The sequence below is a fragment of the Pseudomaricurvus sp. ABR4_320 genome, assembly GCF_056159445.1.
This window is the reverse complement of sequence record NZ_JBSWVF010000009.1, coordinates 178,211-202,180: the sequence shown is the minus strand read 5'-3', so window position 1 is coordinate 202,180 and position 23,970 is coordinate 178,211. Positions and strand designations below refer to the sequence as shown.

At 52.8% G+C, this 23,970-nt stretch carries 25 protein-coding genes; 13 read left to right on the top strand and 12 right to left on the bottom strand.

The features are described from left to right. Nucleotides 1–99: 99 nt before the first annotated feature. Both cmoA and cmoB read left to right on the top strand, forming a co-directional pair. Nucleotides 100–840 carry a carboxy-S-adenosyl-L-methionine synthase CmoA gene (gene cmoA, locus ACXAFR_RS18450; protein WP_475179390.1) on the top strand — a complete coding sequence of 247 codons (741 nt, stop codon included), beginning with the start codon at nucleotides 100–102 and terminating at the stop codon, nucleotides 838–840. A gap of 10 nt (nucleotides 841–850) precedes the next feature. Next, nucleotides 851–1,834: a tRNA 5-methoxyuridine(34)/uridine 5-oxyacetic acid(34) synthase CmoB gene (gene cmoB / locus ACXAFR_RS18445; RefSeq protein WP_475179388.1), complete on the top strand. Its 984-nt coding sequence runs from the start codon at nucleotides 851–853 to the stop codon at nucleotides 1,832–1,834. 12 nt (nucleotides 1,835–1,846) lie between these two features. On the opposite strand, the gene fldB is transcribed toward cmoB, so the two are convergent. Further along, nucleotides 1,847–2,389 carry a flavodoxin FldB gene (fldB, locus tag ACXAFR_RS18440; protein ID WP_475179387.1) on the bottom strand — a complete coding sequence of 181 codons (543 nt, stop codon included), beginning with the start codon at nucleotides 2,387–2,389 and terminating at the stop codon, nucleotides 1,847–1,849. Nucleotides 2,390–2,713: 324 nt separating this feature from the next. Here fldB and ACXAFR_RS18435 point away from each other — a divergent pair, with 324 nt between their 5' ends. Both ACXAFR_RS18435 and ACXAFR_RS18430 read left to right on the top strand, forming a co-directional pair. Continuing rightward, nucleotides 2,714–3,403: a response regulator gene (locus tag ACXAFR_RS18435; RefSeq protein ID WP_475179386.1), complete on the top strand. Its 690-nt coding sequence runs from the start codon at nucleotides 2,714–2,716 to the stop codon at nucleotides 3,401–3,403. A gap of 31 nt (nucleotides 3,404–3,434) precedes the next feature. Beyond that, complete coding sequence (locus tag ACXAFR_RS18430; RefSeq protein ID WP_475179383.1) at nucleotides 3,435–4,886, top strand: ATP-binding protein; 1,452 nt, start codon at nucleotides 3,435–3,437, stop codon at nucleotides 4,884–4,886. Here the strand turns inward: ACXAFR_RS18430 and ACXAFR_RS18425 are convergent. Then, on the bottom strand, nucleotides 4,846–5,511 hold the full coding sequence (locus ACXAFR_RS18425) for an energy-coupling factor ABC transporter permease (protein WP_475179382.1): 666 nt from the start codon (nucleotides 5,509–5,511) through the stop codon (nucleotides 4,846–4,848). The genes ACXAFR_RS18430 and ACXAFR_RS18425 overlap by 41 nt on opposite strands. Nucleotides 5,512–5,825: 314 nt before the next feature. On the opposite strand from ACXAFR_RS18425, the gene ACXAFR_RS18420 reads away from it, so the two are divergent. Then, nucleotides 5,826–6,734, top strand: a complete 909-nt coding sequence (locus ACXAFR_RS18420; RefSeq protein WP_475179379.1) for a GGDEF domain-containing protein — start codon at nucleotides 5,826–5,828, stop codon at nucleotides 6,732–6,734. Here ACXAFR_RS18420 and rluB read toward each other — a convergent pair whose 3' ends face one another. The 5 genes from rluB to ACXAFR_RS18395 all read right to left on the bottom strand — a co-directional run bounded on the left by rluB (nucleotide 6,735) and on the right by ACXAFR_RS18395 (nucleotide 11,261). Beyond that, a complete protein-coding gene (gene rluB, locus ACXAFR_RS18415; RefSeq protein WP_475179377.1) occupies nucleotides 6,735–7,619 on the bottom strand; it encodes a 23S rRNA pseudouridine(2605) synthase RluB in 885 nt (294 codons plus the stop codon). Between the two features lie 3 nt (nucleotides 7,620–7,622). Next, nucleotides 7,623–8,543: an SMC-Scp complex subunit ScpB gene (gene scpB, locus ACXAFR_RS18410; RefSeq protein ID WP_475179375.1), complete on the bottom strand. Its 921-nt coding sequence runs from the start codon at nucleotides 8,541–8,543 to the stop codon at nucleotides 7,623–7,625. A 10-nt stretch (nucleotides 8,544–8,553) separates the two neighbouring features. After that, entirely contained in the window at nucleotides 8,554–9,354 is an 801-nt protein-coding gene (locus tag ACXAFR_RS18405; RefSeq protein ID WP_475179442.1) for a segregation and condensation protein A, read from the bottom strand. Between the two features lie 268 nt (nucleotides 9,355–9,622). Then, nucleotides 9,623–10,246 carry an L-threonylcarbamoyladenylate synthase gene (locus tag ACXAFR_RS18400; protein ID WP_475179371.1) on the bottom strand — a complete coding sequence of 208 codons (624 nt, stop codon included), beginning with the start codon at nucleotides 10,244–10,246 and terminating at the stop codon, nucleotides 9,623–9,625. 178 nt (nucleotides 10,247–10,424) lie between these two features. Next, a complete protein-coding gene (locus tag ACXAFR_RS18395; RefSeq protein ID WP_475179368.1) occupies nucleotides 10,425–11,261 on the bottom strand; it encodes a PHP domain-containing protein in 837 nt (278 codons plus the stop codon). A gap of 174 nt (nucleotides 11,262–11,435) precedes the next feature. Between ACXAFR_RS18395 and ACXAFR_RS18390 the strand changes: the two genes are divergently transcribed. The 8 genes from ACXAFR_RS18390 (at nucleotide 11,436) to ACXAFR_RS18355 (ending at nucleotide 17,432) form a co-directional block, all read left to right on the top strand. Next, nucleotides 11,436–12,137: a VC0807 family protein gene (locus ACXAFR_RS18390; RefSeq protein WP_475179366.1), complete on the top strand. Its 702-nt coding sequence runs from the start codon at nucleotides 11,436–11,438 to the stop codon at nucleotides 12,135–12,137. A gap of 50 nt (nucleotides 12,138–12,187) precedes the next feature. Next, complete coding sequence (locus tag ACXAFR_RS18385; RefSeq protein ID WP_475179363.1) at nucleotides 12,188–12,487, top strand: YciI family protein; 300 nt, start codon at nucleotides 12,188–12,190, stop codon at nucleotides 12,485–12,487. A gap of 84 nt (nucleotides 12,488–12,571) precedes the next feature. Further along, nucleotides 12,572–13,255: a TIGR04211 family SH3 domain-containing protein gene (locus tag ACXAFR_RS18380; RefSeq protein ID WP_475179360.1), complete on the top strand. Its 684-nt coding sequence runs from the start codon at nucleotides 12,572–12,574 to the stop codon at nucleotides 13,253–13,255. Beyond that, nucleotides 13,243–13,848, top strand: coding sequence for a peptidylprolyl isomerase (locus tag ACXAFR_RS18375; protein ID WP_475179359.1), 606 nt, complete (start codon nucleotides 13,243–13,245; stop codon nucleotides 13,846–13,848). Before ACXAFR_RS18380 ends, ACXAFR_RS18375 begins: the two co-directional genes overlap by 13 nt. An 8-nt stretch (nucleotides 13,849–13,856) precedes the next feature. Next, nucleotides 13,857–14,645, top strand: a complete 789-nt coding sequence (locus ACXAFR_RS18370) for a pyridoxine 5'-phosphate synthase (protein WP_475179358.1) — start codon at nucleotides 13,857–13,859, stop codon at nucleotides 14,643–14,645. A 19-nt stretch (nucleotides 14,646–14,664) separates the two neighbouring features. Further along, nucleotides 14,665–15,540, top strand: a complete 876-nt coding sequence (locus ACXAFR_RS18365; protein WP_475179355.1) for a Rossmann-like and DUF2520 domain-containing protein — start codon at nucleotides 14,665–14,667, stop codon at nucleotides 15,538–15,540. Beyond that, a complete protein-coding gene (locus ACXAFR_RS18360) occupies nucleotides 15,537–16,316 on the top strand; it encodes a TrmH family RNA methyltransferase (RefSeq protein ID WP_475179354.1) in 780 nt (259 codons plus the stop codon). Before ACXAFR_RS18365 ends, ACXAFR_RS18360 begins: the two co-directional genes overlap by 4 nt. 255 nt (nucleotides 16,317–16,571) lie before the next feature. Next, nucleotides 16,572–17,432: a hypothetical protein gene (locus tag ACXAFR_RS18355; protein WP_475179352.1), complete on the top strand. Its 861-nt coding sequence runs from the start codon at nucleotides 16,572–16,574 to the stop codon at nucleotides 17,430–17,432. Here the strand turns inward: ACXAFR_RS18355 and ACXAFR_RS18350 are convergent, their stop codons facing one another. From ACXAFR_RS18350 to ACXAFR_RS18330, 5 genes are all read right to left on the bottom strand, one after another. Further along, the gene (locus ACXAFR_RS18350) at nucleotides 17,433–18,599 is read right to left on the bottom strand and encodes a M24 family metallopeptidase (protein ID WP_475179439.1); all 1,167 of its coding nucleotides are present in this window, start codon (nucleotides 18,597–18,599) and stop codon (nucleotides 17,433–17,435) included. A gap of 53 nt (nucleotides 18,600–18,652) precedes the next feature. Further along, a complete protein-coding gene (locus ACXAFR_RS18345) occupies nucleotides 18,653–19,918 on the bottom strand; it encodes a metal-dependent hydrolase family protein (protein ID WP_475179350.1) in 1,266 nt (421 codons plus the stop codon). Nucleotides 19,919–19,921: 3 nt separating this feature from the next. Beyond that, nucleotides 19,922–21,463 (bottom strand): tetratricopeptide repeat-containing sulfotransferase family protein, encoded by a 1,542-nt coding sequence (locus tag ACXAFR_RS18340; protein WP_475179349.1) that lies wholly within the window; start codon nucleotides 21,461–21,463, stop codon nucleotides 19,922–19,924. Between the two features lie 84 nt (nucleotides 21,464–21,547). Further along, nucleotides 21,548–22,564: a dipeptidase gene (locus tag ACXAFR_RS18335; protein ID WP_475179346.1), complete on the bottom strand. Its 1,017-nt coding sequence runs from the start codon at nucleotides 22,562–22,564 to the stop codon at nucleotides 21,548–21,550. Further along, nucleotides 22,561–23,961 (bottom strand): spinster family MFS transporter, encoded by a 1,401-nt coding sequence (locus tag ACXAFR_RS18330; RefSeq protein ID WP_475179345.1) that lies wholly within the window; start codon nucleotides 23,959–23,961, stop codon nucleotides 22,561–22,563. Before ACXAFR_RS18330 ends, ACXAFR_RS18335 begins: the two co-directional genes overlap by 4 nt. Nucleotides 23,962–23,970: the final 9 nt, after the last annotated feature.

Sequence of the window (23,970 nt, the reverse complement as noted above, 5' to 3'; positions counted from 1 at the left end):
ATGCTACGCCAACCAAGCAATCGCCTGTGTGAGCTTGTTCATCTTTTGATCGAACGGTAAAATCCTGCGCCTCAAATGCTCCAACGACGTCTAATTTCCATGGCAACATCCCCTACTGCAGATAGAATTTACGCCAACTCGCTGGCGGAAATCTCCGGCTTCCAATTTGATCAACAGGTCGCTGCTGTTTTTCCCGACATGATCGAGCGCTCAGTGCCAGGCTACGGCACCATTATCAACATGATCGCAAATTTGGCGGAACGATATGGACGGGACAGCTCTCGCTGTTACGACCTGGGCTGCTCGTTGGGTGCTGCTGCTGTCGCCATACAACGTGGAGCTCCTTCTGGCGTCACTGAAATTATTGCGGTAGACACGTCTCAGGCCATGCTCGAGCGCTGCCGCAATATGTTGCCGCCCGAGGACCAAAAAGCACCTATTCGATTAATTGAAGGTGACGTGTGCGAACAAGCGATAGAGAATGCGTCACTGGTCGTGCTGAATTTTACGTTGCAGTTTATTTCGGTTGAAAAGCGCGAGGCACTGTTGCAGAACATCTGTAACGGACTTCTCCCTGGCGGAATTCTCGTCCTATCAGAAAAAGTGACCTTTGCTGACAAAAGTCACAATCAACTGATGATCGAACTGCATCATAATTTCAAACGCGCAAATGGCTACAGCGATTTGGAGATCGCGCAAAAGCGTACTGCGCTTGAAAATGTCCTCATACCCGAGACCTTGGAATCCCATCGCTCTCGACTAAAAAACGTTGGTTTTGACAGCTTCGATGTCTGGTTCCAATGCTTCAATTTTGCCTCAATGATCGCCGTTAAAGCCTAGCCCCATTCAGATGTCTAAAATCAACTACGAGAGCTTGTTTAGAGACCTACGCGCCCATGACTTGTCTCACTGGGCAGATATATTGCCGAGCCAAATCGACAGCGGCCTTTCGACAAAACGCTACGGGGATTTACCCCGCTGGCTAGATGCATTAGAAGCCATGCCCGATATTGCCCCCGGACATATCGAATTGGCAAACGAAGTTAAGCTCAGTTGCGAGGGAGGCCTATCACTCCCAGAGGCCACACAGACTCAGTTGACCGCCAGCTTGCAGGCACTGATTCCCTGGCGCAAAGGTCCCTATCAACTGTACGGCACCCACATTGACACAGAGTGGCGTTCCGACTGGAAATGGGAGCGAATTTCCCCACACCTGGCGCCACTTGCCGGCCGACGCGTGCTCGATGTCGGATGCGGTAATGGCTACCACTGTTGGCGCATGCGGGGCATGGGGGCAAGTCTGGTAGTGGGCATTGATCCATCCCCCAGATTTGTCGTGCAGTTTTTTATGATTAAACATTTGATTGGGGAGCAACCGGTCCACGTTCTGCCAATTCCGATGGAATCCGTCCCGGAAAATTTACGGGCGTTTGATACGACATTTTCCATGGGTGTACTCTACCATCGCCGCTCCCCCATGGATCATTTAAAAGAGCTGCACGGCAGTTTACGTCCCGGTGGCGAGCTGGTGCTTGAAACCTTGGTTATCGAAGGCGATGAAGGGCAGGTTTTGGTTCCCGAAGGACGTTACGCACAAATGAACAACGTCTGGTTTTTACCCAGCGCGCCCACTCTTGAGTCGTGGCTACGAAAATGTGGATTCGGCAATGTACGCACTGTTGATATCAATCGTACCAGCTTGGACGAACAGCGCGCCACGCGTTGGATGACGTTCCACTCACTGGAGAATTTTCTAGCCCCTAACGACCCGTCCAAAACAATCGAAGGCCATCCGGCACCAATGCGTGCCACACTGATCGCCGAGACTCAGTAAACGTCCGAGGCATTAATCCTCTATAACCGCCGTCGTTACATCCAGTTCGAACTCATCAGCGACCTGTTGGCACCAGCGATTGAGGCGAGCGGCGGTTAGGGATTCCTGCTGATCCTGATCCAGTCCCAAACCAACAAAATATTTTCCGTCTTCGGTCGCAGCTTTAGAGGCATCAAACTCATAACCTTCTGTCGACCAAAAGCCAACGACGCTGGCGCCCTGCGCTACAACCACTTCATAGAGCATCCCCAACGCGTCCAAAAAATAATCGCCGTACCCAAACTGATCACCCAGTCCGTACAGAGCAACCGTCTTGCCCGTAAAGTCAATTCCGGAAATGTCTTCCCAAAATTCTTCCCAGTCAGACTGGATCTGTCCGAAATCCCACGTCGGAATTCCAAGAATAATATGATCGTAATCGGTAAAATCGAGTTGAGTCACATCGGCAATATCGTGAACGTCGACACAGTCTCCACCAAAGCGCTGCTGGATACGATAAGCCACCGCTTCGGTATTGCCGTCGTCACTACCAAAGAACAAACCTATATTCGCCACTCGAAACCTCTACTGTGAAAATGCACGCGGATTTTCCCAACTAATGACGCCGGTCGCAACTGCCTAAAAGAGAACTTGACGACGGGCGGCCATAGCCGCCCCTTTTTTACGGCGCCATTGTTTATTTGCTGTTGCAAATCGTAAAGATTCGTAAGATGCGGAATGAAATCCGTGACTACAATATAGAAGGTCGGGCAAACTTCTCGGCGACGCGAGTAGCCTCTCAAACCCCTAAGGTTTGGCACCACGCCTGAGGCCCTTAAAACTGAATAACAGTTTCTTGTTGAACTGTTCTCGAAGTAGAGACACGAACGCTTTCCCCATATGAGTAAATTGCTATTAGTCGATGACGACCAGGAACTCTGCCTTTTGTTAAAAGAATATCTGCAGACGGAAGGTTTCGATGTTTCTCTGGCCCATGACGGCAACGAAGGGGTGCAACGCGCGTCGGAAGCTACCTACGATGCGATTGTCCTGGACGTCATGATGCCAGGAATGAATGGCCTCGACGCATTGCGCAAAATTCGCGAGGACCAGCGAGTGCCCGTGTTAATGCTTACAGCCAAAGGTGAAACCGTCGACCGTATTGTCGGGCTGGAAATGGGGGCTGATGATTATCTACCCAAGCCGTGTAACCCGCGCGAGCTAGTCGCTCGTCTTCGCGCCATTTTGCGCCGTTCTGAGGAGGCTCGCCCTCAAGCGAAAGCTTCAGAAGACATCCGCGTTGACGATCTGCTCATCCAGACGCGCAGCCATTCTGCCTTTTACAGTGATCAGCCCATTCCGCTGACAGGCGCTGAGTTCACGGTACTTGAATTATTGATGCGCCAAGCCGGGGATGTCATCAGCAAAGAGACTCTGACTGAAAAAGCACTGAACCGCAAACTGACCCCCTACGATCGCAGCATCGACGTTCACGTCAGTAATATCCGTAAAAAATTGTCCCAGCTGGGCGCCAGCAAAGACATGATCATCAACATTCGTGGCGCCGGCTATATGCTCACTCGCCAATAGCGGAACACCCTTTCGACAACCGGAACCTAACATGGGTAAATCTTACGTTAAGATTTTTCTGGTTTTCTGGCTGGTTTCCATTCTGGTCTTGCTAGGCTCAAATGTTCTCGTCCACTTCATGCGAGTCGGGCCGGACAAACACCTCACTCACTATGAGACCGATGAACTGGATGGTCCTGGCGCCAGATTATTGCAGGAAATTGTCTCCGACGCCGTCAACTACAACTACACCGAAGTCCGCGATGCGTTGCGGCAGATGCCCCAGTGGGCATCCAGTAACTTTTACTTTATCGACGCCGACGGCAAAGACCTGCTGCGACGAGAACTGCCTGACACCATTCGCCGCTTTGCAGCTCGCATTGATATAGAAACGCCCTATGTGCGTCAGTATCGAGGCGATCGCACCTTATTTGGGCGCCAGATAACCCTGCGCGATGGCGAATTAATGCGAGTGGTCGTCTTTTCACCGGCGCGGGAAACTGCATTCCGCTGGCGCCTCTACATCAACAATGTCTGGCACATATTGCTGCTCAGCCTGCTTGCCAGTGGAGCCGCTTGCTACTATCTGGCCCGCTATTTTACCCGCGACATTCGTACATTAACCCAGGCGACTCAGCAGATAGCACGGGGTAATCTCGATATTCGACTGGCCGAAAAGTTCGGGGACCGTCCGGGTGAAATCGCAGAGCTTGGACGCGCATTTGACAACATGGTGATCAAACTCAAGAAAACCATGGACGAACAGAGACGCCTGATTAAAGACGTCTCTCACGAACTTCGCTCTCCCCTGGCTCGATTGCAGGTCGCCTTGGCAATTGCTCAACAAAGAGCAAACACCGAAATTACCGATGAACTCGACAGAATCAAAAAAGCAGCGGACTACCTCAACGACGTGATCTCTAACATTCTGTCTCTGCCTCTCACCGCGCAAGACAGTTGGGAACTGGTTGATGTTGTCGACATCAGCAGTATGCTTTCCGTCATTATCTCCACGCTCGATGAAGAAGCTGAGCAACGCGGTGTAAAACTGGTACGTACCGATGGCATAGCAGAGGCTCTGGTTCACACCCGCGGCAACTCTCTGAATAGCGTTTTTGGCAACGTGATTCGCAACGCCGTGCGCTACACCTCAGACGATTCAGAAGTAAAAGTGACCTTGCAGCGCTGCAAACCCAACAGTTGGCAGATTAATGTGACCGATTCCGGACCAGGCGTGCCAGAGGATCAGCTCGAGGACATCTTCGAGCCTTTTTATCGCACCGACGAAGCGCGCTGTCGTAAAAGTGGTGGCTATGGTCTGGGCCTGGCGATCGCGAAGCGAACCGTGGTTCTGCACAGTGGCAGTATTTTTGCCAAAAATATCTCAGCGGGCGGCTTAGTCGTAACCATTACTCTGCCTTCTGCGGAAGAAGAATTTGCACTGATCGATGATGATGACGGCTCTAGGGATCACCCAGATACACTTGGTCATCATACGTCTTGACCAATTCTGGTTTGAGTACCGTTAATGAAGTAATCAACGCGCCATTAATAAAGCCTTCTGGAAACATCATCAGTAACGTCAGGTAATAATTATCACTGAAGGATACCAAAAGCGGATCTGGCCCAAAAAACCAGAGATAGAGCCACGCAACGCCCCCCATGCACAACACGGTGACCATGGCGCCAAGGAATCCCCCACCAAGCATGTAAACAAATAGGTTTCGCTCGGGAATTCTGTCAATAACGGCTAGCACAAAGGTCGCAGCAGCCACCGGCGTCAATACATTGACGAAGGCCTGTACAGGCATATATTCCCAGGGACTTCCACTGAGAATAACGGCCAAACCTACTGCCAGACTGCCGACCCACACCGCCAGCGCCGGCCCAAAAACCATCGTGGTCGACATCATCACCAACGGATGAAGTGCCAGCAGATGGGGAATATCTACCTGTAACTGCCAAAAGAGCGCAAGCGCAATCACGCTCGCGCCGAACATATGTTTGCGCAAAGGGTGGCTGAACAGTAATCGCCAGGGCGACTTCACCGCGGACACCGCCAGCGCGGTGAGCCATAATGCCATCGCCGGAGCCCAAAAACCCCAGTTACCCGCAAATTTGAAGATCATTTCCGCCTTCCCTTCTCCACGCCTTCAATACCGGTTCTCACCACCAAGGACGGAGAGTTTACCTCCACCCGTTAAGTCCGTCTGCATTTTGACGGTGGCAACATCTGGCCTCTGGCGTTGCCGCCAAGGTCGACAGGTTTTTGACCCAGATTTTGCCGCCTTGACTCCAATGAATTGTAACGCATTGTTTTTATTGGTGAATATTGAAGAAAAAAGACTGGCACAGTTTTCGCTAAAACATCTTAAACGAACAGTTTCTGATCAGCTTCCGCTGCCAGAGACAGTCAAAACACGTAATAGTTACTGGACACCCTATGGCAACTTCAATTGGAACCAGCCACAGCCTGTCTGCCAAGGCCGCGCAGAACGCTGTCAATACTCTGTTAAGCTCTGAACAGTTTTTGTTCAATTGCTATCAGCTCAGCCAAAACCTGCAACGTCATTTGGAACTAAGACCCATGTTGGCTGCCCTGCATCAGCAGCTGCTGAAAGTTGTGCCGTTTGATGGCCTCTGTTACGAACATGAACAGGTTGGCTTTCGAGCAGAGTTTGGTCGATCTGCCACGCACAAAGTGAACTACCGCCTAAAAACGGCAAACGACGATCTCGGCGAGCTGACCATCTCTCGCAAAAAACGATTTACAGAAGTCGATCTTGCGATACTCGAGCACCAACTGACGGTCATCTATTTCCCGCTTCGTAACGCGCTACTCTACCGCGAGGCGATACAAGCATCACTGCGCGACCCACTTACCGGATTGGGAAATCGAAAGGCCATGACCGAGGCGACCATCCGGGAGATTTCCCTGGCTGCACGGCATCAGCGACCGCTAACGATGGTGGTTATCGACCTGGATCATTTTAAGTCGATCAATGACCGCTGGGGCCACGATAAAGGCGACCTGGTTTTGCAAAGTACCGCGAACGCCATTCGCCAGAGTATTCGCCAGAGCGATTTGGCGTTTCGTTACGGCGGTGAAGAATTTGTGCTGCTGCTGCACAAGACAGATATGGAAGGCGCGATGGTAATCGCCAATCGAATCAGCGCGAGAATTTATTCGGACCAGTTCAGTATGCCATCGGATCCAATTTCAGTTACTGCCAGCATTGGTATTGCGCAATACCAGGATTCAGACAACGCGACCAGCCTCTTCCAGCGTGCCGATACTGCCATGTATCAGGCAAAGCAGGCAGGACGCGATCGCATTATTACGGCGGCCTGATCAGGTCCGCCGACGTTTTTTCGCATTGCCTTTGTTGCGCAGCTTTTCCCGGTGGCGAGTTTGATTTAGCGCTTCCTGCCGGGTTGCCTGGGGCGCATTAGGTCTTTCTAACCCGGCGGTGGCACAAAGCTCTGCAATTTCTTTATCGGTCAGCTCGACCCACTGCCCGGCTCTTACATGGGAGGGAATGAACACATTGCCGTAGCGCACGCGCTTGAGGCGACTGACTTTAACGCCCTGGGATTCCCACAATCGACGAACTTCTCGATTGCGCCCCTCCATAATGACGCAATAAAACCAACGGTTGCTACCGCCTTCTCCAGCACCCTCAACAATGTCGGTAAATTTGGCCATGCCGTCATCCAGCAATACGCCTTCCCGCAGAACTTGCTTCATCGTGTCATCGACCCGTCCCTGAATCCGCACCAGATATTCCCGATCGATGTTCGCCGAAGGATGCATGATTTTATTCGCGAGCTCTCCATCGTTGGTAAACAACAGTAGGCCACTGGTATTGAAATCGAGACGTCCCACAGAAACCCAACGTCCGCCTTTAATTGGCGGCAACCGATCAAAAACACTTGGCCGGCCTTCGGGGTCAGAGCGAGAACAGATCTCTCCCTCAGGCTTGTTGTACAACAGCACCCGCAATCGCTGACTGTCCGGCGCCTTTAGCGCCACTTTGTGTCCGTCAACCGAGACACTCGCCGTCATGGTAATACGATCCCCCAAAGTGGCGACGCGTCCGTCAACTTTGACCCGACCTTCATCAATCAACTTTTCCATCTGACGCCGGGATCCGACCCCAGCTCTGGCCAGGACTTTCTGCAATTTCTCATCTCCTGGCGATAATTTCTCATCTCCCGGCGATTGTTTATCGTTCATAGTTTATGTCTCTTCGCGCTCAGAGGGCGTGTCATCATCTTCCTCTGTGTGCTGTTGGTCTTGATTGGTTGGCGACGGCGAAGCATCGTCAGCGTCTGTTGCGGAAGATTCTTCTGTCGGCACGTCAGGCTTGCGCGACGAGGAAATAATTTCCTGGGCTAGCTGTGCAATGTCGATCTCGCCGGATGACGACCGAGGAGATTCTTCGTTACGGTGGCCGACCTCCACGCCGTTTTCCGTAACCAGCTTTAACGCGGCCCGACGCGGAGGCTGATCATCAGAGCCTTGCGGTGCCTCTTCCCCATCTGCGAAAAGATCGTCCACCTGCCCTTCCGCATTGGCCTCTGTATCGATTGAATCGACATCGGTGACATCATCGGACTCGTCCATGCCGTCCGCCAATTCGCTCAGAGTGGGCAAATCTTCGAGGTTTTTCAAATTGAAGTAGTCGAGAAACTGTCGCGTTGTCGCGTAGAGCGCAGGCCGTCCGGGTACATCTCGGTGCCCGACGACGCGAACCCATTCACGCTCAGTCAGCGTTTTGATAATGTTGGAGCTGACGCTGACACCTCGAATATCTTCGATATCTCCCCGCGTGATCGGCTGGCGATAGGCGATCAACGCTAAGGTTTCAAGCAGTGCCCGCGAATATTTCTGAGGCTTTTCTTCCCACAGGCGATTCACCCAGCGCGCAGTGCCCGAGCGCACCTGAAACCGCCAGCCGCTGGCAACCTCTTTGAGCTCAATACCCCGATAATGATTGTCGGTTTGCAGCTCGGTGATGGCCTCAAGAATTTCTTCTTTGGTTGGCTGCAATTCTTCTTCTTCGAACAGGGCTAAGAGCCTTTCACTGTTCAATGGTTGCGCCGCCGCGAGCAACGCCGCTTCCACAATACTCGCGAGGAGTTCTTTATCGTATGACATAGTGATTCGCTTATTCCGGCGCGGCCTCAGTGCGCGCCTTGACGTGAATGGGTCCAAAGATTTCGTTTTGCACGATCTCGACCAGCTGCTCCTTGATCAGCTCCATCACGGCCAGGAAGGTCACGACTACCCCCAAACGCCCCTCCTCAATTGAGAACAAACTGACAAAGGGCATAAACTGTCGACCTCGCAAACGATCCAATACCTGCCCCATACGCTCGCGGGTAGAGAGTTTTTCCCGCTCGACGTGGTGGCTTTCATACATGTCAGCCCGACGCAGGACCTCTGACAACGCTAAGAGCAGCTCCTTCATTTCAACGTCTGGGTCTGGACGGCCGATATTGCGATCCGGCGGCTGCACACTGGCTTGCTGAGTGTCTCTCCCCATGCGTGGCAGCTGATCGATATCCTCCGCAGCGTTTTTGAACCGCTCGTACTCTAACAGTCGCTGAATCAAGCGCGCACGGGGATCTTCTTCGTCGTCAGTCTCCTCGACGCTGCGCGGCAACAGCATGCGGGATTTAATTTCCGCCAGCATAGCGGCCATAACCAAATATTCGGCAGCCAACTCGAAATGCATGGCCTCCATCATCTCAACATACTGAACATACTGATGGGTAATCTGGGCAACATTAACATCGAGAATGTCCAGATTTTGCTTTCGAATCAGGTATAACAGCAGGTCGAGCGGTCCTTCGAAGGCTTCCAAAATGACCGACAATGCATGGGGAGGAATGTAGAGGTCTTTCGGCAACTCCGTCACTGCCTGCCCACGAACAACAGCGAGCGCTGGACGTGAGGGATTCGACACGTCAACCTCTTTTCCAGACGCGACGGCATCGGCTTGGGTAGAAGCCTCCGTTTGTGCAGAGCCCTCTTGCTCAGACGAGGTTTCTGGGCTTTTAGACGTCTCCGTCTCGTCGTAAGAATTTTCTTCAGTCACAGCTTTGACGTCATTAGTCACAGATTGAACCAAGTCAGAATATGATTGAGTGCTGCCATAAAAACGTTGCTAAACAACAGCGAAGACAACGGTGGACCGGATTCTTTATGGCTCATCCGGCCAGATTACCCGGAAGTTACTGCACGAAACTGCTGGCATCGCCACAACCCTGTCGCACGATCACAGGTGTTTCTGCAGACATATCGATGACGGTTGTGGGATCCATACCACAATAGCCGCCATCGATGACAAGTTCCAGCTGGTGCTCCAATGTCAGACGAATGTCATAGGGATCGGTCATCGGCTCTGATTCACCGGGTAGAATCAACGTCGTCGACATTAAGGGGGCTCCGAGCTCCTCCAGGAGCGCGAGAGCAATCGCGTTATCCGGAACACGCATCCCGATGGTCTTGCGCTTGGGGTGAAGCACGCGTTTTGGCACTTCTGACGTGCCTTCTAAAATGAATGTGAATGGTCCGGGCGTGAGTCCCTTCAGTGCACGAAAAACAGTGTTGTCCACGCGCGCGTAGGTCGCCAACTCTGACAGATCCCTGCACAATAGAGTGAAGTTATGATCCTTTTCCAACCGCCGTACGGTTCGCATACGCTCGAGAGCTGCCTTGTCACCCATCTGGCACCCTAAGGCATATGCCGAATCGGTTGGATAGGCGATCAAGCCACCTGAACGTAGAATTTCTACGGACTGGCGGACGAGCCTAACCTGGGGATTTTCCGGATGAATCTGGAAGAACTGTGCCACTGTGAGCCTCTCAGTACGGGTTGTTTCCGGCTTCCTGCCGGTTATGTGAGCGCCTCACGGCGACCCGATCATTTCAGGCGCGACAATATCCTTTGTGCCTCTGGCGAGCAAGTATAAAACAAACGACGATGAATTAACCGCCAGAACAGATTTTTTTCCGCAGCAAATATGGCATGCATCAATTCGATGCGGATTCCCAGAATGACCACACCGGCGTACAAGAATCCGGCAGTGCGGGCTGACAGCCCAGTTCATTCCCCGCCACACCCGGTTCATGGAAATCACTACCGGTCGACGCCATCATCTCGTTCCGCGTGACCAGAGTCGCCATCTTCTGCGTGATATCCGCAGCCTGACGGCCGGAACACACCTCCATCGCCATCCCTCCGGCCTCTTTGAATTCAGAAAGCAAACGCTGCAACTTGGTCAACGTTAACTTGTAGTGAGCGGGATGCGCCAGCACGGCAATACCACCAGACTGTCGAACCCACTCGACAGCAACGCCTATTTCCGGCCACTGCTGCTTCACATCCCCCGGTTTGCCCGCGCCCAAATAACGCTTAAAGGCCGCCTGAGTATCCTTAACCAAACCTTTTTCCACCAGGTAGCGGGCAAAATGAGGCCGACCAATCACACTGTCTCCAGCCAGTTGAGTCGCGCCTGCGTAACTGTCAGGGATCCCCAACCGAGCGAGGCGTTGCCCGATCATTTCAGCTCGCTCCAGTCGAGCATCTAACTGCCGCTGCACCGCAGCCTGAATCACTGGAGCGTCACAATCGACGGCCAACCCCACCATATGAATGGTCATCCCCTTCCAGCAGCAGGAAAGCTCAATGCCAGAGATCAAAGATATTCCGCAAGTATCGGCCGCTTGCCGCGCTTCAGGCAGCCCAGCTAAGGTATCGTGGTCTGTGAGAGCAAGATGTGTAACCCCCATGTCATGGGCTCGGTTAACCAGCGCGGTTGGCTCGAGAGAGCCATCGGAACAGTTACTGTGGCAGTGCAGGTCGTACAAGAAATCTCTCTCTGTGAATTTACGGCAGGCAAAAATGACGGTTGAGGAACTTTTTCTGGAAAGTTTTGCTTCTGGCTCTTTTAATTGTTGCAGGAAACTGTATAAATCCCTTCCTGCATCAGACCGCCCTATTATTGGTCAATCATTAATCAGATAGTATCCTTGAGCCCGGAAATGACACAAGCAGTAAATCAACCCAAGCGCGAAAGTCTACTGCTGAACCTCACTCTGAATATCGTTTTACCAACGATCATTCTTACCAAGTTTAGCAGTGAAAACTACCTTGGGGCGCGCTGGGCTATCGTCGTAGCACTCGCCTTTCCCATCCTTTACGGGCTAAACGATTTCCGCGTGACCCGCAAATTGAACGTGTTTTCTGCACTGGGAGTGATCAGCATCTTTTTGACCGGCGGTATCAGTCTGCTGGAACTCGACCCCAAATACATTGCGATCAAAGAGGCGGCGATCCCCGCCCTGATTGGTCTCGCGACCGTCATCTCGATGAAAACCAAATACCCACTGGTACGCACGTTCATCTACAATGACAAAATTCTACAAGTGGACAGAGTCGCTGCCGCACTGGAAGCCCACGGCAATCAAACCGCGTTTGCCAATGCCCTGAATACGGCTTCTTATCTGGTCGCTGCCTCGTTTTTTCTCTCTTCGGTTCTCAACTACGCGCTGGCGAAATACCTTCTCGTGAGCCCGCCGGGAACAGAGGCTTACAATGCTGAATTAGGTAAGATGACGGCGTTGAGCTTTCCTGTGATCGCCCTGCCAGCCACGATGGTTATGATGCTGGCTTTGTTCTATCTGTTTCGCCGCATTAAACAACTCACTCAACTGGACTTGGAAGACATTTTGCTCAATGTCTAGTGAAAACACCTCATTGACGGCAAAATCCCATTTTGACTACGGAATTATCTATGTTTTACGCCATTATCAGTGAAGACGTCAGCAACAGCCTGGAGCGCCGCCAAAGTGTACGCCCCGCGCATCTCGCGCGATTACAGGCATTGAAAGAAGAAGGTCGCCTACTTATTGCAGGCCCGCATCCCGCCACGGATTCCGAAGATCCGGGCTCAGCCGGCTTTACCGGCAGCCTGGTCGTCGCTGAGTTCGACTCTCTCGACGCGGCGCAACAATGGGCCGACGCCGACCCTTACATGGATGCCGGTGTCTACGCGAATGTCATTGTCAAACCGTTCAAGAAGGTTTTGCCCTGATCCCAGCTCTCAGCGGCCCCCGGCCAAACACGCTTTTCACTGTTCGCCGGAGTCATTTTACCCCCTAGCCACCAACAGAAATCCATGTCAAAACTGCTTATCAAATTTACCCTGCCCCTGTTAATGCTTTCCAGCTTGCTGTCCATGCAGGTTCGGGCGGAAGAGCGCTGGGTTGCCGATTCGTTCTTTGTGCCCATGCGGACAGGAGAAAGTATGCAGCATCGTATTATCAGCAATCTCCGCACAGGTACTCGCCTGACACTGGTTTCCGAAAATGCGCAAAGTGGTTGGAGCAAAGTTCAAACCCAAGGGGGCACAGTCGGTTTTGTGCAAAACCAACACCTGATGAACACTCCGACAGCCAACCAACGGCTGGCGCAGGTGCAGGCAGAAATCGATAAACTGAAACTGCGTAACAAAGAATTGAGCGAGCAACTGGCCAGTGCTCGAGAGGAAGAACAACGCCTCAGCGAAGAGCTTAATGCCAGTACCGATGCAGCAACTGAACTCCAGACCAGTTACACAGAGTTACAGGAAATTTCTGAAGGTGCGGTGAATCTTAACGAACGCCACCAACAATTACTGCACGATCATCAGTTAATTCAAACCGAACTGGATGTGGTTAAAGCTGAAAACGCCCGACTTCAAGGCGACTCCCGCAATACCTTTTTTGTGTACGGTGCGGGGGCGGTGTTGCTCGGCGTCATCATCGCGATTATCTTACCCCGAGTTCGTTTTCGGCGGGGATATTCCGAATGGGCCAACTAAACGTGAAGACGCTGCGACAGCACGTCATCCTGCTGTTGGCGGGTCTCTGCCTGGCAGCGGCAGGTTATTGCCAAGAATCGTCAGAAGCGCCTGCGATTCAACCTGAGGTCACCTTCGAAACCGATTTGGGCAGTTTTACACTGCTGCTGTTTCCAGATAAAGCGCCGGCTACAGTGGCAAACTTCCTCAAGTATTGCGATGACAACTTCTATCTCGGAACGATTTTTCACCGTGTAGTACCTGGGTTTGTTGTTCAAGGTGGAGGCTTAACCTTCGACTATGTCAGTAAAGAAACCCGTGACCCGGTTGTGAATGAATCGAACAACGGCTTGAAAAACCTGCGCGGAACTGTTGCCATGGCCCGTATGCCAGATCCCGACAGCGCCACGTCCCAGTTCTACGTAAACTTGGCGACCAATCCCCATTTGGATGCCGAAAAAGATGAGCCCGGCTATACCGTGTTCGGCGAAGTGGTTGAGGGCATGGAAACCTTGGAAAAAATTGCCGCAGAGCCCATAGGAAAATATCGGAATGAGGCCCCTGACCTGCCTATCCGCATACTCTCCGTGAACGTCGACCGCGGCAGCGACTAGACCTCTTTATGACTTTTGATTCAGCGACAACGGCGCTCAGCGTCAATCTCAACAAAATCGCCCTATTGCGTAACTCTCGCGAGGGCAACTTTCCCGATGTCTGTCAGCACGCCGAAATCTGCCTGCAGGCTGGCGCCGATGGCATTACCGTCCACCCGAGGCCAGATCAGCGCCATATTCGTCCTGACGATGTGCGCTCTCTCGCAAAGCTCGTTAAACCTTTAGCCGGAATCGAATTCAACGTTGAGGGCAATCCGTTTGCGGGTGCCCAAGGCAGCTATCCGGGTTTTATGGAGCTGGTGAAAGAAACCCGGCCAGATCAATGCACGCTGGTGCCTGATTCCGAGTCTCAGCTGACGTCGGATCACGGATTTGACCTGCGTGACGCGGCAGCCCGCCTACGCCCCATCATTGACCAGCTGCACGACTGGGACTGTCGCATCAGCTTGTTTATGGATCCCGATCCAGAGCAGATTCGACTTGCGGCAGAGCTGGGCGTCGAGCGCATCGAACTCTATACCGGCCCCTATGCGGCAGCCTTTGGCACAGATGCCCAGGAAGCCAGCTTCAACACCTATTTTAACGCCGCCATCGTCGCTCGCGATGTCGGGCTCGGATTAAATGCCGGCCACGACCTAAATTTGCAAAACCTTCCGAAGTTTCGTCACCTACCCGCACTGTTAGAGGTATCCATCGGTCACGCACTGACTGTCGATGCGCTCCACTACGGGTTGTCCGAAACCGTTGGCCGCTATCGAGCGATCTGCCAAACTACCCCCTACCACGAGTCTACCTGACGCAGGATTTGTCTGACGTATGTTGACACTCAATCTCATAGGCGGTGGTCGCCTGGGGTGCTCCATGACTCGCTTGTGGCGCCTGAACGGTCAGTTTCGCCTGCAACAGATTTTATCCAGTAATTTCAGCCGGGCAAAAGCTGCGCGCCGATTTATCGGCTATGGGGAAGCCGTCGCTGATCTCGACGCGATGACGGTTGCCGATGCCTGGTTGATTGCCACGCCAGACGGTGAAATTGAGAAAATTGCAGAGCAGCTGGCAACCACTCGACTGATTCGCCCTGAAACCACGGTGTTTCACTGCAGTGGCTCACTGAGCAGCAAAGTGCTTCACTCCCTGCAGCGACATACGCAAAAACTCGCCAGTGTGCACCCAATCCACAGCTTTGCCTCGCCAGAGAAATCTGTCGGCGTTTTTAAGGGGACCTTTTGCGCCTATGAAGGCAACGAAGATGCGCTGACATTATTAGTGCCTGCGTTTGAGCGGGTTGGCGGACGTATGTTCCCAATACATACTGACGACAAAACCGTTTACCACGCTGCCTCAGTGATCGCCTGCAACTATCTGACAGCCTTGTTGGATGCCAGTCTCGAGTGTTTTTCCCTCGCCGGTGTACCAGAAAATCAAGCCAGCGAGATTCTGATGCCCATCGTGCATCAAACGGTCGACAACGCACTGAGACGCACACCCGCAGACGCGCTCACGGGCCCCATCTCGCGCGGCGACAAAGATACCGTCGCGCATCAGCTGCATTCATTGCAGGCAATTGCACCAGCCTTGGCGGAAATTTACCAAATCATGGGGCGGCGCACGCTTAAGGTTGCCAAAGATCAGGGATTGTCCGAAGACGCTCAACAACACTTACAACAGATTCTGACACCGAAAGACCCATGACCCAAACCGACAGTGATGCCTACCGAGCGAAAAAGCGATTTCTCAAGAATATTCTCACCATTTATGGGCGCAAACCCGTTCAGGAAGCCCTGTCAGATAAAAACCTAACCCCCTATCGATTGCACCTCGCCGACAGCAATCGCTCAGCAGCAGTACTCGAAGAGATCTGCGCATTGGCCGAACAACGCAACGTCGACATTCAATACCATGACCGACAGGCACTGTCGCGAATTTCCCGCAATGGAAAGCAAGACCAGGGAATCGCGCTGGATATACACTGCCCGGCATTTTGTGATTACCAAGATTTTATAACCTCGGCGCCAGATGACAGCTGGGATATCATTGCACTGGATCGAGTGACCAATCCACAAAACCTCGGCATGATCGTTCGCTCCATCTGTGCCGCGGGTACACAGGGCTTACTTTTGCCAGAAAAAGGCTGTGCACGGCTTGACGCCCTGGTGATCAAAGCCAGCGCTGGAACCTTATTTCGCGCCCCAATACTGCGTTGTTCGCAGTTGACAACGGCGCTCAAAGATTTCCGTCAGGCAGGTGCCAATATCTATACCCTCGATGCCGATGCGTCGCAGCAACTCGGACAGCTGCCTGCAGGTGGGCGAAATATTTTTATTCTCGGCAATGAAACCGAGGGCGTTTCACCAGAGGTGACTCGCCTGTGCAATGCCGAAGTCAGCATCCCCATGCAAAACAATGTGGAATCGTTAAACGTTGCGGTAACCGCAAGTCTGGTGGCCTTTCGACAGCAATTGCTTTAACAGGCAGTTAAGTTTCGACTGTCGTCTGTTTTCGCCGAGCAGAACCTGGCTCGGAAACGAGCGTCTTCGGCCTGTCAAGTAATCGTGAACGCAACTAAAACTACGCGGTCAATTGTTCAACTTACCGAGGCATTTGGTTGACAGATAAGCCTCTGGCTGACTATTTTTTAATGGCCTCCACCGTGAGAGGCTCAGGTTTATTCAACAAAAACCCCAAGTTCAGGACCCAGCGCAGATCACGCCAGGGAGATACAGTTGGCCAGCTTTACGCTCTACGGTTTCCATTCAACCACCATCTATCAGTTCGTTCGCCAGCGCATCCTCGACGGACTCAAAACCACCGATTTCAGCCAGAGAGCTGCCTTCGCAAAGGCCAACAACGACCCGTGGCAAAAAAGTTATGCCCGTATGCTGTCGGGGAATTTGGCTACATCCCCATCTGAGCTCATCTATTTACAAGCGGCCTTACCGCTACTGGCAGATGAGCGACCATTTTTCGATGCGCCACGTGTGTATCTGCCCTCCTCAGTACAACAGGTAACCGCACTCTCTCATCGTAGCCTCAATGAAGACCTCAGTATTGATCACATAGAGGGTTCTCACTGGATGATCGCCTTGCCCGCAGGCTGTGTATTTGGCGATACTGAAATTACCGGTATGATCGTCGCCTGGCGAACGGCAAGCGACCGACAGCGGTTGGAAAACGAACTGTGTCAGCTGGATCCAGAGCCCGCTCAAGAACCAGAAGACGCACCATTTCTTTGGGGAGAAGACCCTTTTCCTGTCAGTGAGGACAAGGAGCTCTTTATTGGCGCCAGCCACGGCAGAAACCAGCACATTACGATAACACTAAATGAAAACCTCATCTCGCGCCTGGCCACCAGCGAATCATGGGAAGACATGCAGCAAACGCCACTAAATCTCGATGACGACCTTGGCTTAGTGATTGAAGAAACTGCGTTGAATTCTACCCAATTTGATATTGCCCAATTCGCATTGCGCTTTCTGGACTGTATGCAGCAGCCGGATGCCTGCACCGACGCCGGATTTATCAAAATGACCCGGGACCGCAAAACCGGTTTGGGAAGAGGCCACCTTTTCCGCCTGATGCTCTGACTATTCCACCCAGGGAATGCACACCAATCTTCTGGGCAAGCCTGACAGAAGCTCAAGCCCCTCTTCCGTCACGACAAGCGTATCAATAACCTGCGCCTCGTAACCCTGTTCGCGATTGCCAAACACGATTTCAATATTGGAAACAAACCCGGGCTGCAACGCATGCTTACGAACGCCCTCATTCGCCAGATACGCGTGGCCAACCCAGCTGGGGGAAAATGCGATTCCAAGCGAATAGCCACCAATCCACCAGATACATTCGCTGGGTACTTCAGCTTCCACGCGAGCCTGCACCTCTTCAAGACAATGACTGGGATTACTTCCAACGGAGGCCTTTAGCAGCAGCGGCATCGCTTCTGCGGCAACGTCCAGCTGTGCACCTGCCAGCGTTTTGTCCTGCCCCAGAACAAAGGTCCGAGCCAAATTCCCATGGTAATGATGTACCGTTGCACAACAATCAACGGAGACGATATCGCCAAATTGCAGCTGACGCTGGGACGGAAAACTGTGGGTTTCACACCAGGCATTGTCACCAGACGCTACCAATACGGGAGTGGCAGCGTAACCGCTCCCCTCCTCAATCAGTAAGCCCGTCAGCCGAGCGGAAACATCCAGTTCTGTCATTCCCGGTCTAATGTCATCGGCCAAACGGTTCATTGCTCGATCGGCAATGGCAGCAGCCTGCCGAATTACCAAAAGCTCCTCAGGCGACTTGTATAAGCGGATATCATCCACCAGACGATCGGCGTCAATGACCTGAAGACCCGAGGATATCAACCCGTCAGCCAATTGCTTCAATGTTGCGCCATTAGGGGACTGACTCTGCCATTCAAGACCTATGGTCAACGAGGATTTCGAATCAGCTGCAATCACGTCAAGCAAAGGCTGAATGAAATCTCCGTACGCCATAAAACCAACCTCACTGTAACAGGCATTGCGCGCTACGAAGTCCTCGTGACGATCCCAATCAAAGAAATAGACCTCTTCACGATCAGCGGCCAATAGCAGACCGACAGGCAACCGAGGTGGATACCAACTCGCACCGTACCCCGTCAAATAACACAGGTTCGCCGGGTCGGTCACATAGAGAAAATCCAAACGATCCTCAGCCATTCTTTGACGCACCCGTTGATGGCGTTGCTGATATTCGCTCTCTGAAAATGGCATTGAGCTAGGAAAATTATTAAATTGAGTCAAAGGAAACATAACGAAAATCAGTACTAGTAGACGGTTGGAAACAAGGACTTGTAAACACGTCCCTGCTGTAGAATGAGTGCGATTTTGGCCGGATTGCGTAGCACCTGTATATCCGACAGTGGACTGTCTTTAATGGCAATCAAGTCTGCGCATTTACCCACACCAATGCTGCCAATATGATGCTCCAACCCTAAGCATTTGGCAGCATCTCCGGTGGCGGCCACAAGAGCCCCCATTGCCGACATGCCCTGCTCGACCATCAACGACAGCTCCCAGGCATTTTCGCCCTGAAAATGCCCATAGGAATCTGAGCCAGCCGCGATTTTCACACCCGCCGCCAGTGCCCGACGAAACCCCTCCTGGTGAACGGCGAGAATCTGTTCTGCCGCGAGCTGGGCAGACGCGTGTACACCTGCATCGGGATCCTCAGCGACGGTTTTTAAAATGCCGGCGTTGCAGCTCAGTGTTGGCACCAACCAACAGTCATGGTTCAGCAACAGATCGATATCCTCATCACTGAGTTGGTAGGGATGCTCAATGGTATCGCAGCCACTGCGGATGGCATTGGCCACTCCAGGCCCACCATCCACATGAGCCATCACACGTTTTCCCGCACGGTGAGCTTCCGCAACAAATGCCGAAATCTCCGACTCCGTAAACATGGGGCGCAATGGGTCTTTCGGTGATTTGTGCAGACTGCTGCTGGTGTGGATGTTCAGAAGATCGGCGCCTTCATGGAGTAACTGGCGGGCCATATCGATCAGATCACCGCTGCGACGACTGTAACGCACCACCTCTGGTTGAATGCCTGACAGATCCAGATGCGCGCCTGCGCCAAGATGCAGATCCCAGAGCCCACCGGTCTGCGTCACAATCGCCAGAGACACCAGCAGACGTGGCCCGGGAATCAAATCTTCCTCCAGCGCACGCTTGATCCCAAGATCAATTCCGCCCGCCTCGCGCACCGTTGTGTAACCCGCATCCAGCGTTCGCTTTAGGTTTTTCGCTGTTCGGAAATGACTGAGACTGGCCGGTGTCGTCAGTCGCTTTTCCAACTCGTATTCAACGGCAGCAAGATGAGCGTGACAGTCGATCAGTCCGGGCAACAGCCAGTAGCCCTTGAGATCGATACAGAGTTCATCGTCCAGCGGCTCCAGTACTGATCCGAATGAGATCTGGTCAATCAACCCGTCGCGAACGCGTACACAGGAAAGCGATGGCTCGTACCCGCCAATACCATCAATGATGCGCGCATTTTTTAACAGCAGGCTGTCCCCGGTCGTATTCATCGGTCAGTCCAACGAGTAACGTCCAGACTCGTTCCATAGATCCGGATTTTCGTTCAGTGCATCGATACAAACCTGCAGGTGATCGCGATAGTGGCGCCACTTGTCGATAGATGAACGATACATGGGCTGACGCACCTGTACCGCACTGGCGGTGGTTGAGGCGGTAGGGTTTGCGGCAAAATTAAGACATTCTTCTTCCCAGGAAAGACCGCAGGCTGTCACGAGTTGTCGACTGCAGTTTTCCTGATCGGCAACGAGATCTTCATAAATCACCCGATGAATCTTACCCGGCATTATTCTGTGCCAATGATTCATCAACCGCCGGTAGGCCAGATAGTAGGCCACCGTCTCTTCGAGCGAATAGGAAAAAGGATAGGCGCCAACAAAGCGCTGCTTGTACATTGCCAGACACACATCCAGTGGATGTCTGACCAACTCAATAATCTGCGCCTCAGGCAGGGCTTTCTGGATCAGGCCGCAGTAGAGAAAATTCAGCGGCATTTTATCGATAAAACGCCGATCTCCTGCTTCCCTGCGGAATTCATCACAGGCCTGTAGATAGCGTTCACCCAGATTGGAAAAATCCAGCTGTCGAGACACTTCAACACCCTGCAGTCGATCGACCGGCGTTCCCGCCTGCTCCCTCACTGCCTGACTTAACGTCAACGCAAATTGTTTCAATTCACCCGCGGCATAAACACCACTGTGGGAAGACAGGATCCGCTCAACCAGTGTCGTCCCGCTGCGCGGCAACCCCAGAATAAAAATCGGTCTTTTGTCCGCAGGACTATTCTGTGTATCAGAGGCCGTATCGATCGGGGTATCGTAGTGGCGGGCGATGGCCTCCATAACGGCGCGATCACCAGCGACATCGTAGTGAAAGCTGGATCGATACCGGCGGTTGCCGATGGACAAAGCGGAAAAACTGTCAGAGTAATGTTTGAGATCATCCAGTTCTTTTGCCAACGCAAAATGCAGATAGCTGATATCCCGATTTAAACCGCGCTTGGCTTCAAGGGAAATTTGAGCGTTTAATTCATCAATGTGATTGTTTTCTGGTGTCTGCTTACGTAAACCTGAGCGCAAATACCAGGCCTCATAAAACTCCGGATGTATTGTGATGCCTCTGTCAAAAGCCTCTTCTGCGGCGTTCAGATCACCAAGAAACCGTTGCGCTGTCGCCAAATGAAACCATGCCCCCGGCTGCTGAGGGTCTCTTTGCAACGCTTTTTTAGAACAGGCACACGCTTGAACATAGTGCCCTGCCAACAGGTAAAATTTACCTAAATCCTGCATAAACTGCGCACCGGCGTCACTCCCCTTGAGTTTCGATGCGACATCCAGTGCACGAGATTTTTGTCCCACCTGTAATAACAGATGAGCTTGACGCAACTGAAAAATTTCTTCAGCGGGCGCCATAGCCACGGCCCGTTCAACATATTTCAGCGCCATTGGGAGATTGCCCATACCCTGAGCGGCAGAGCTTGCCATATACCAGCCAGGCGCAAAGTCCGGATAGGCTTCACATAAAGTTCGGCAGGCCATCAGAGCATCCTTCGGCCGACCGGACCGGAGGTGCTTCACAACATTCTGATACAGCTGTTTCTGGTCTTGCATTGCCTGAACCTGTTACCCCCACACCTGCGCCATAACCCGGCGCCAGTTCAATCCGAGAAAACCCAGTACATCTTGCTGCTGCCACCCTTTTTTCAACAGCACATTGGCGATCTCGTGAATAATCTCCGGGCCGGCAAAACTGGGCGTGCGTGATTGCAGATATCCACCCGTGGGATACCGCTTGCGATTCGCCCGGGCAAAATTATCCAGAAAATAATCCATGTGGTGTACAGAATCCATGCCGATCCCAACATGTTCAGGCCCGACCAACTCCGCCATGTAATCCGCGTGGGTGGCAATGATTTCCGCGGAGGCATCGTATCTGGCTTCACTGAGAAACAATCCCACACCATTCACACCAATCACCCCACCGGTCTGTGCACACAGCCGGATCTGATCATCCGTGATATTACGGTCATGCCCCCACACAGATTTCGAATTGGAGTGGGAAAAAATAACCGGTGCTGTAGAAACTTCCATGGCGTCCAGAGACGTCTGCAGGCTGCAGTGGGTCACGTCGACAATCATCCGCGCCCGATTCATCGATTCGACCAGTGTACGCCCGAAGCGACTCAGGCCACCGTTGCTTTCTTCATGACAGCCATCGCCAGCAAAACCGCGCGTGTTGTAGGCCAGCAACATATGCCCGACACCCAGCGTCCGATACAACTCCACGAAGTCCGTATTGCCCTGCAATCCGTTCGTCCCCTGAAAATGAAAGTTGATGGCCAGTTTGTCTTCCACCATCGCACGATCCAGATCGGCCACAGAATTCACCAGAATATAGTCATCCGGCTGCGATAGGAAATAATCCCGCGCGCCCGCCACGGCGGTAATTGTCATTTCAATACTGGGTTCATCGCTGGCCAGAGTTAACGACGTAAACCGACAACCGCTCTCGCGACGCTTCTGCATTGCGCCCTCGAAATCCGGGGTATACAAAACGCCACAAGGCGCCTGAGGAAACGTCATATCGCAAACCAGAAGTTCGCGTAATCGTTCTGGGGTAAAAACCGTTTCAGTGGTCATGCTTTTGATGTTCCATTAAAAATCTGGTTGGCAAAATCTTTGGGCATACGCGCGGTGGCGTAGAGTGTTAACACCAGCCCTGCCAGCGCAGCCAGCGTGACAAGGGCCAAAGAATAACGCAGGGATTCCTGCCCATACACGGGCACCAGTAAATCGCTGATACCGCCGACAAGCAGATTACCCAATCCCAGCCCGACGATGTTATAACTCAGTAAAATTACCGCCGACGACACAGCACGCATTCGCACAGGCACCAGTCGTTGCGTGATTGCAATAGTCGGCGCCATATAGGAGGCGCCCATTAAAATACCGATAAAGTAACTTACCATCTGCAGCCAGCCATCACTGAACCAAAAGATCAGAGAGGCCGGTACACACAAAGTACCGCCAATGGCGGAGATCCACAGATACCAGCGGATGTCCCTTCCGGAAAGCCGATCTGCCAGAAGGGCAAACACCATCGTGCCGATCATTCCCGCGATACCGCCCATCGCGCCAATGGTCGCACCCGCCTGAGCGCTGTCGAGCCCGTGGATACGCATCAGAAAGACCGCCGCCCAGCTATCGAGGCAATTGCCGCCGAGAACAAACAGGCCGGATCCCAGCACGTAGCAGACGAAGGTCCGATTGGACATCATGTAGCGCAATACCGCCAACACCGAATAATGTTGGCGATCGGTCGCGGCGAGATCCGCACTGCCTCGCACAGGCTCTTTTACGGTCAACCAGAAAACAACCGCAAAGAATACGCCAGGTATTCCCGCCGCAAGAAACGCGACACGCCAGCTGTAGGCTTCGATGATCCAGCCACCAAACCAGAGCCCCGTCGTCAGCCCCACGTAGAGTCCCAGGCCGTAGATGGCAATGGCCGTTGCGCGATGCCGTTGCGTAAAATAATCAGAGATCAGGGAATGGGCGGCGGGACTGCAAGCAGACTCGCCAATCCCCACCCCCATACGCGCGAAAAACAATTGCACGAAATTAAACGAGGCTCCGCAGACGGCGGTCATCGCGCTCCATAGAGCAATGCCTCCGGCCAGAAGATTACGGCGTCCGCGCGCGTCCGCTATGCGTGCGGTTACCAGGCCTGCGAGAGAATAAACGAGAGAAAAGGCAACACCACTCAATAATCCCAGCGCAGTATCTGAAAGCTCGAGATCACGCTTGATGGATTCCATGGACACCACAAACAGATAGCGGTCGATCCAATTGAGAGAATAAGCCACACACAACAGTGCCAGCACATACCAGGCATAGGAGGAATCGACATGGCTTTTTGCCGCCGAAGTGTCCCCGGCCGACGTTCGGGTTTCCTGATTCGCGAGCACACGTATCTCCGGACGATGAGAAGAGTTTACCCGCAACTGCCCATGGCGCGTTGCGGGTAAGAAGGACACGCATCATCA

Bases quoted from the DNA above. Each gene is read 5' to 3' on its own strand.
- cmoA (WP_475179390.1), top strand. From the start codon at position 100: ATGGCAACATCCCCTACTGCAGATAGAATTTACGCCAACTCGCTGGCG.
- cmoB (WP_475179388.1), top strand. From the start codon at position 851: ATGTCTAAAATCAACTACGAGAGCTTGTTTAGAGACCTACGCGCCCAT.
- ACXAFR_RS18435 (WP_475179386.1), top strand. From the start codon at position 2,714: ATGAGTAAATTGCTATTAGTCGATGACGACCAGGAACTCTGCCTTTTG.
- ACXAFR_RS18430 (WP_475179383.1), top strand. From the start codon at position 3,435: ATGGGTAAATCTTACGTTAAGATTTTTCTGGTTTTCTGGCTGGTTTCC.
- ACXAFR_RS18425 (WP_475179382.1), bottom strand. From the start codon at position 5,511: ATGATCTTCAAATTTGCGGGTAACTGGGGTTTTTGGGCTCCGGCGATG.
- ACXAFR_RS18420 (WP_475179379.1), top strand. From the start codon at position 5,826: ATGGCAACTTCAATTGGAACCAGCCACAGCCTGTCTGCCAAGGCCGCG.
- rluB (WP_475179377.1), bottom strand. From the start codon at position 7,619: ATGAACGATAAACAATCGCCGGGAGATGAGAAATTATCGCCAGGAGAT.
- scpB (WP_475179375.1), bottom strand. From the start codon at position 8,543: ATGTCATACGATAAAGAACTCCTCGCGAGTATTGTGGAAGCGGCGTTG.
- ACXAFR_RS18390 (WP_475179366.1), top strand. From the start codon at position 11,436: ATGACACAAGCAGTAAATCAACCCAAGCGCGAAAGTCTACTGCTGAAC.
- ACXAFR_RS18385 (WP_475179363.1), top strand. From the start codon at position 12,188: ATGTTTTACGCCATTATCAGTGAAGACGTCAGCAACAGCCTGGAGCGC.
- ACXAFR_RS18380 (WP_475179360.1), top strand. From the start codon at position 12,572: ATGTCAAAACTGCTTATCAAATTTACCCTGCCCCTGTTAATGCTTTCC.
- ACXAFR_RS18375 (WP_475179359.1), top strand. From the start codon at position 13,243: ATGGGCCAACTAAACGTGAAGACGCTGCGACAGCACGTCATCCTGCTG.
- ACXAFR_RS18370 (WP_475179358.1), top strand. From the start codon at position 13,857: ATGACTTTTGATTCAGCGACAACGGCGCTCAGCGTCAATCTCAACAAA.
- ACXAFR_RS18365 (WP_475179355.1), top strand. From the start codon at position 14,665: ATGTTGACACTCAATCTCATAGGCGGTGGTCGCCTGGGGTGCTCCATG.
- ACXAFR_RS18360 (WP_475179354.1), top strand. From the start codon at position 15,537: ATGACCCAAACCGACAGTGATGCCTACCGAGCGAAAAAGCGATTTCTC.
- ACXAFR_RS18350 (WP_475179439.1), bottom strand. From the start codon at position 18,599: ATGCCATTTTCAGAGAGCGAATATCAGCAACGCCATCAACGGGTGCGT.
- ACXAFR_RS18345 (WP_475179350.1), bottom strand. From the start codon at position 19,918: ATGAATACGACCGGGGACAGCCTGCTGTTAAAAAATGCGCGCATCATT.
- ACXAFR_RS18340 (WP_475179349.1), bottom strand. From the start codon at position 21,463: ATGGCCTGCCGAACTTTATGTGAAGCCTATCCGGACTTTGCGCCTGGC.
- ACXAFR_RS18335 (WP_475179346.1), bottom strand. From the start codon at position 22,564: ATGACCACTGAAACGGTTTTTACCCCAGAACGATTACGCGAACTTCTG.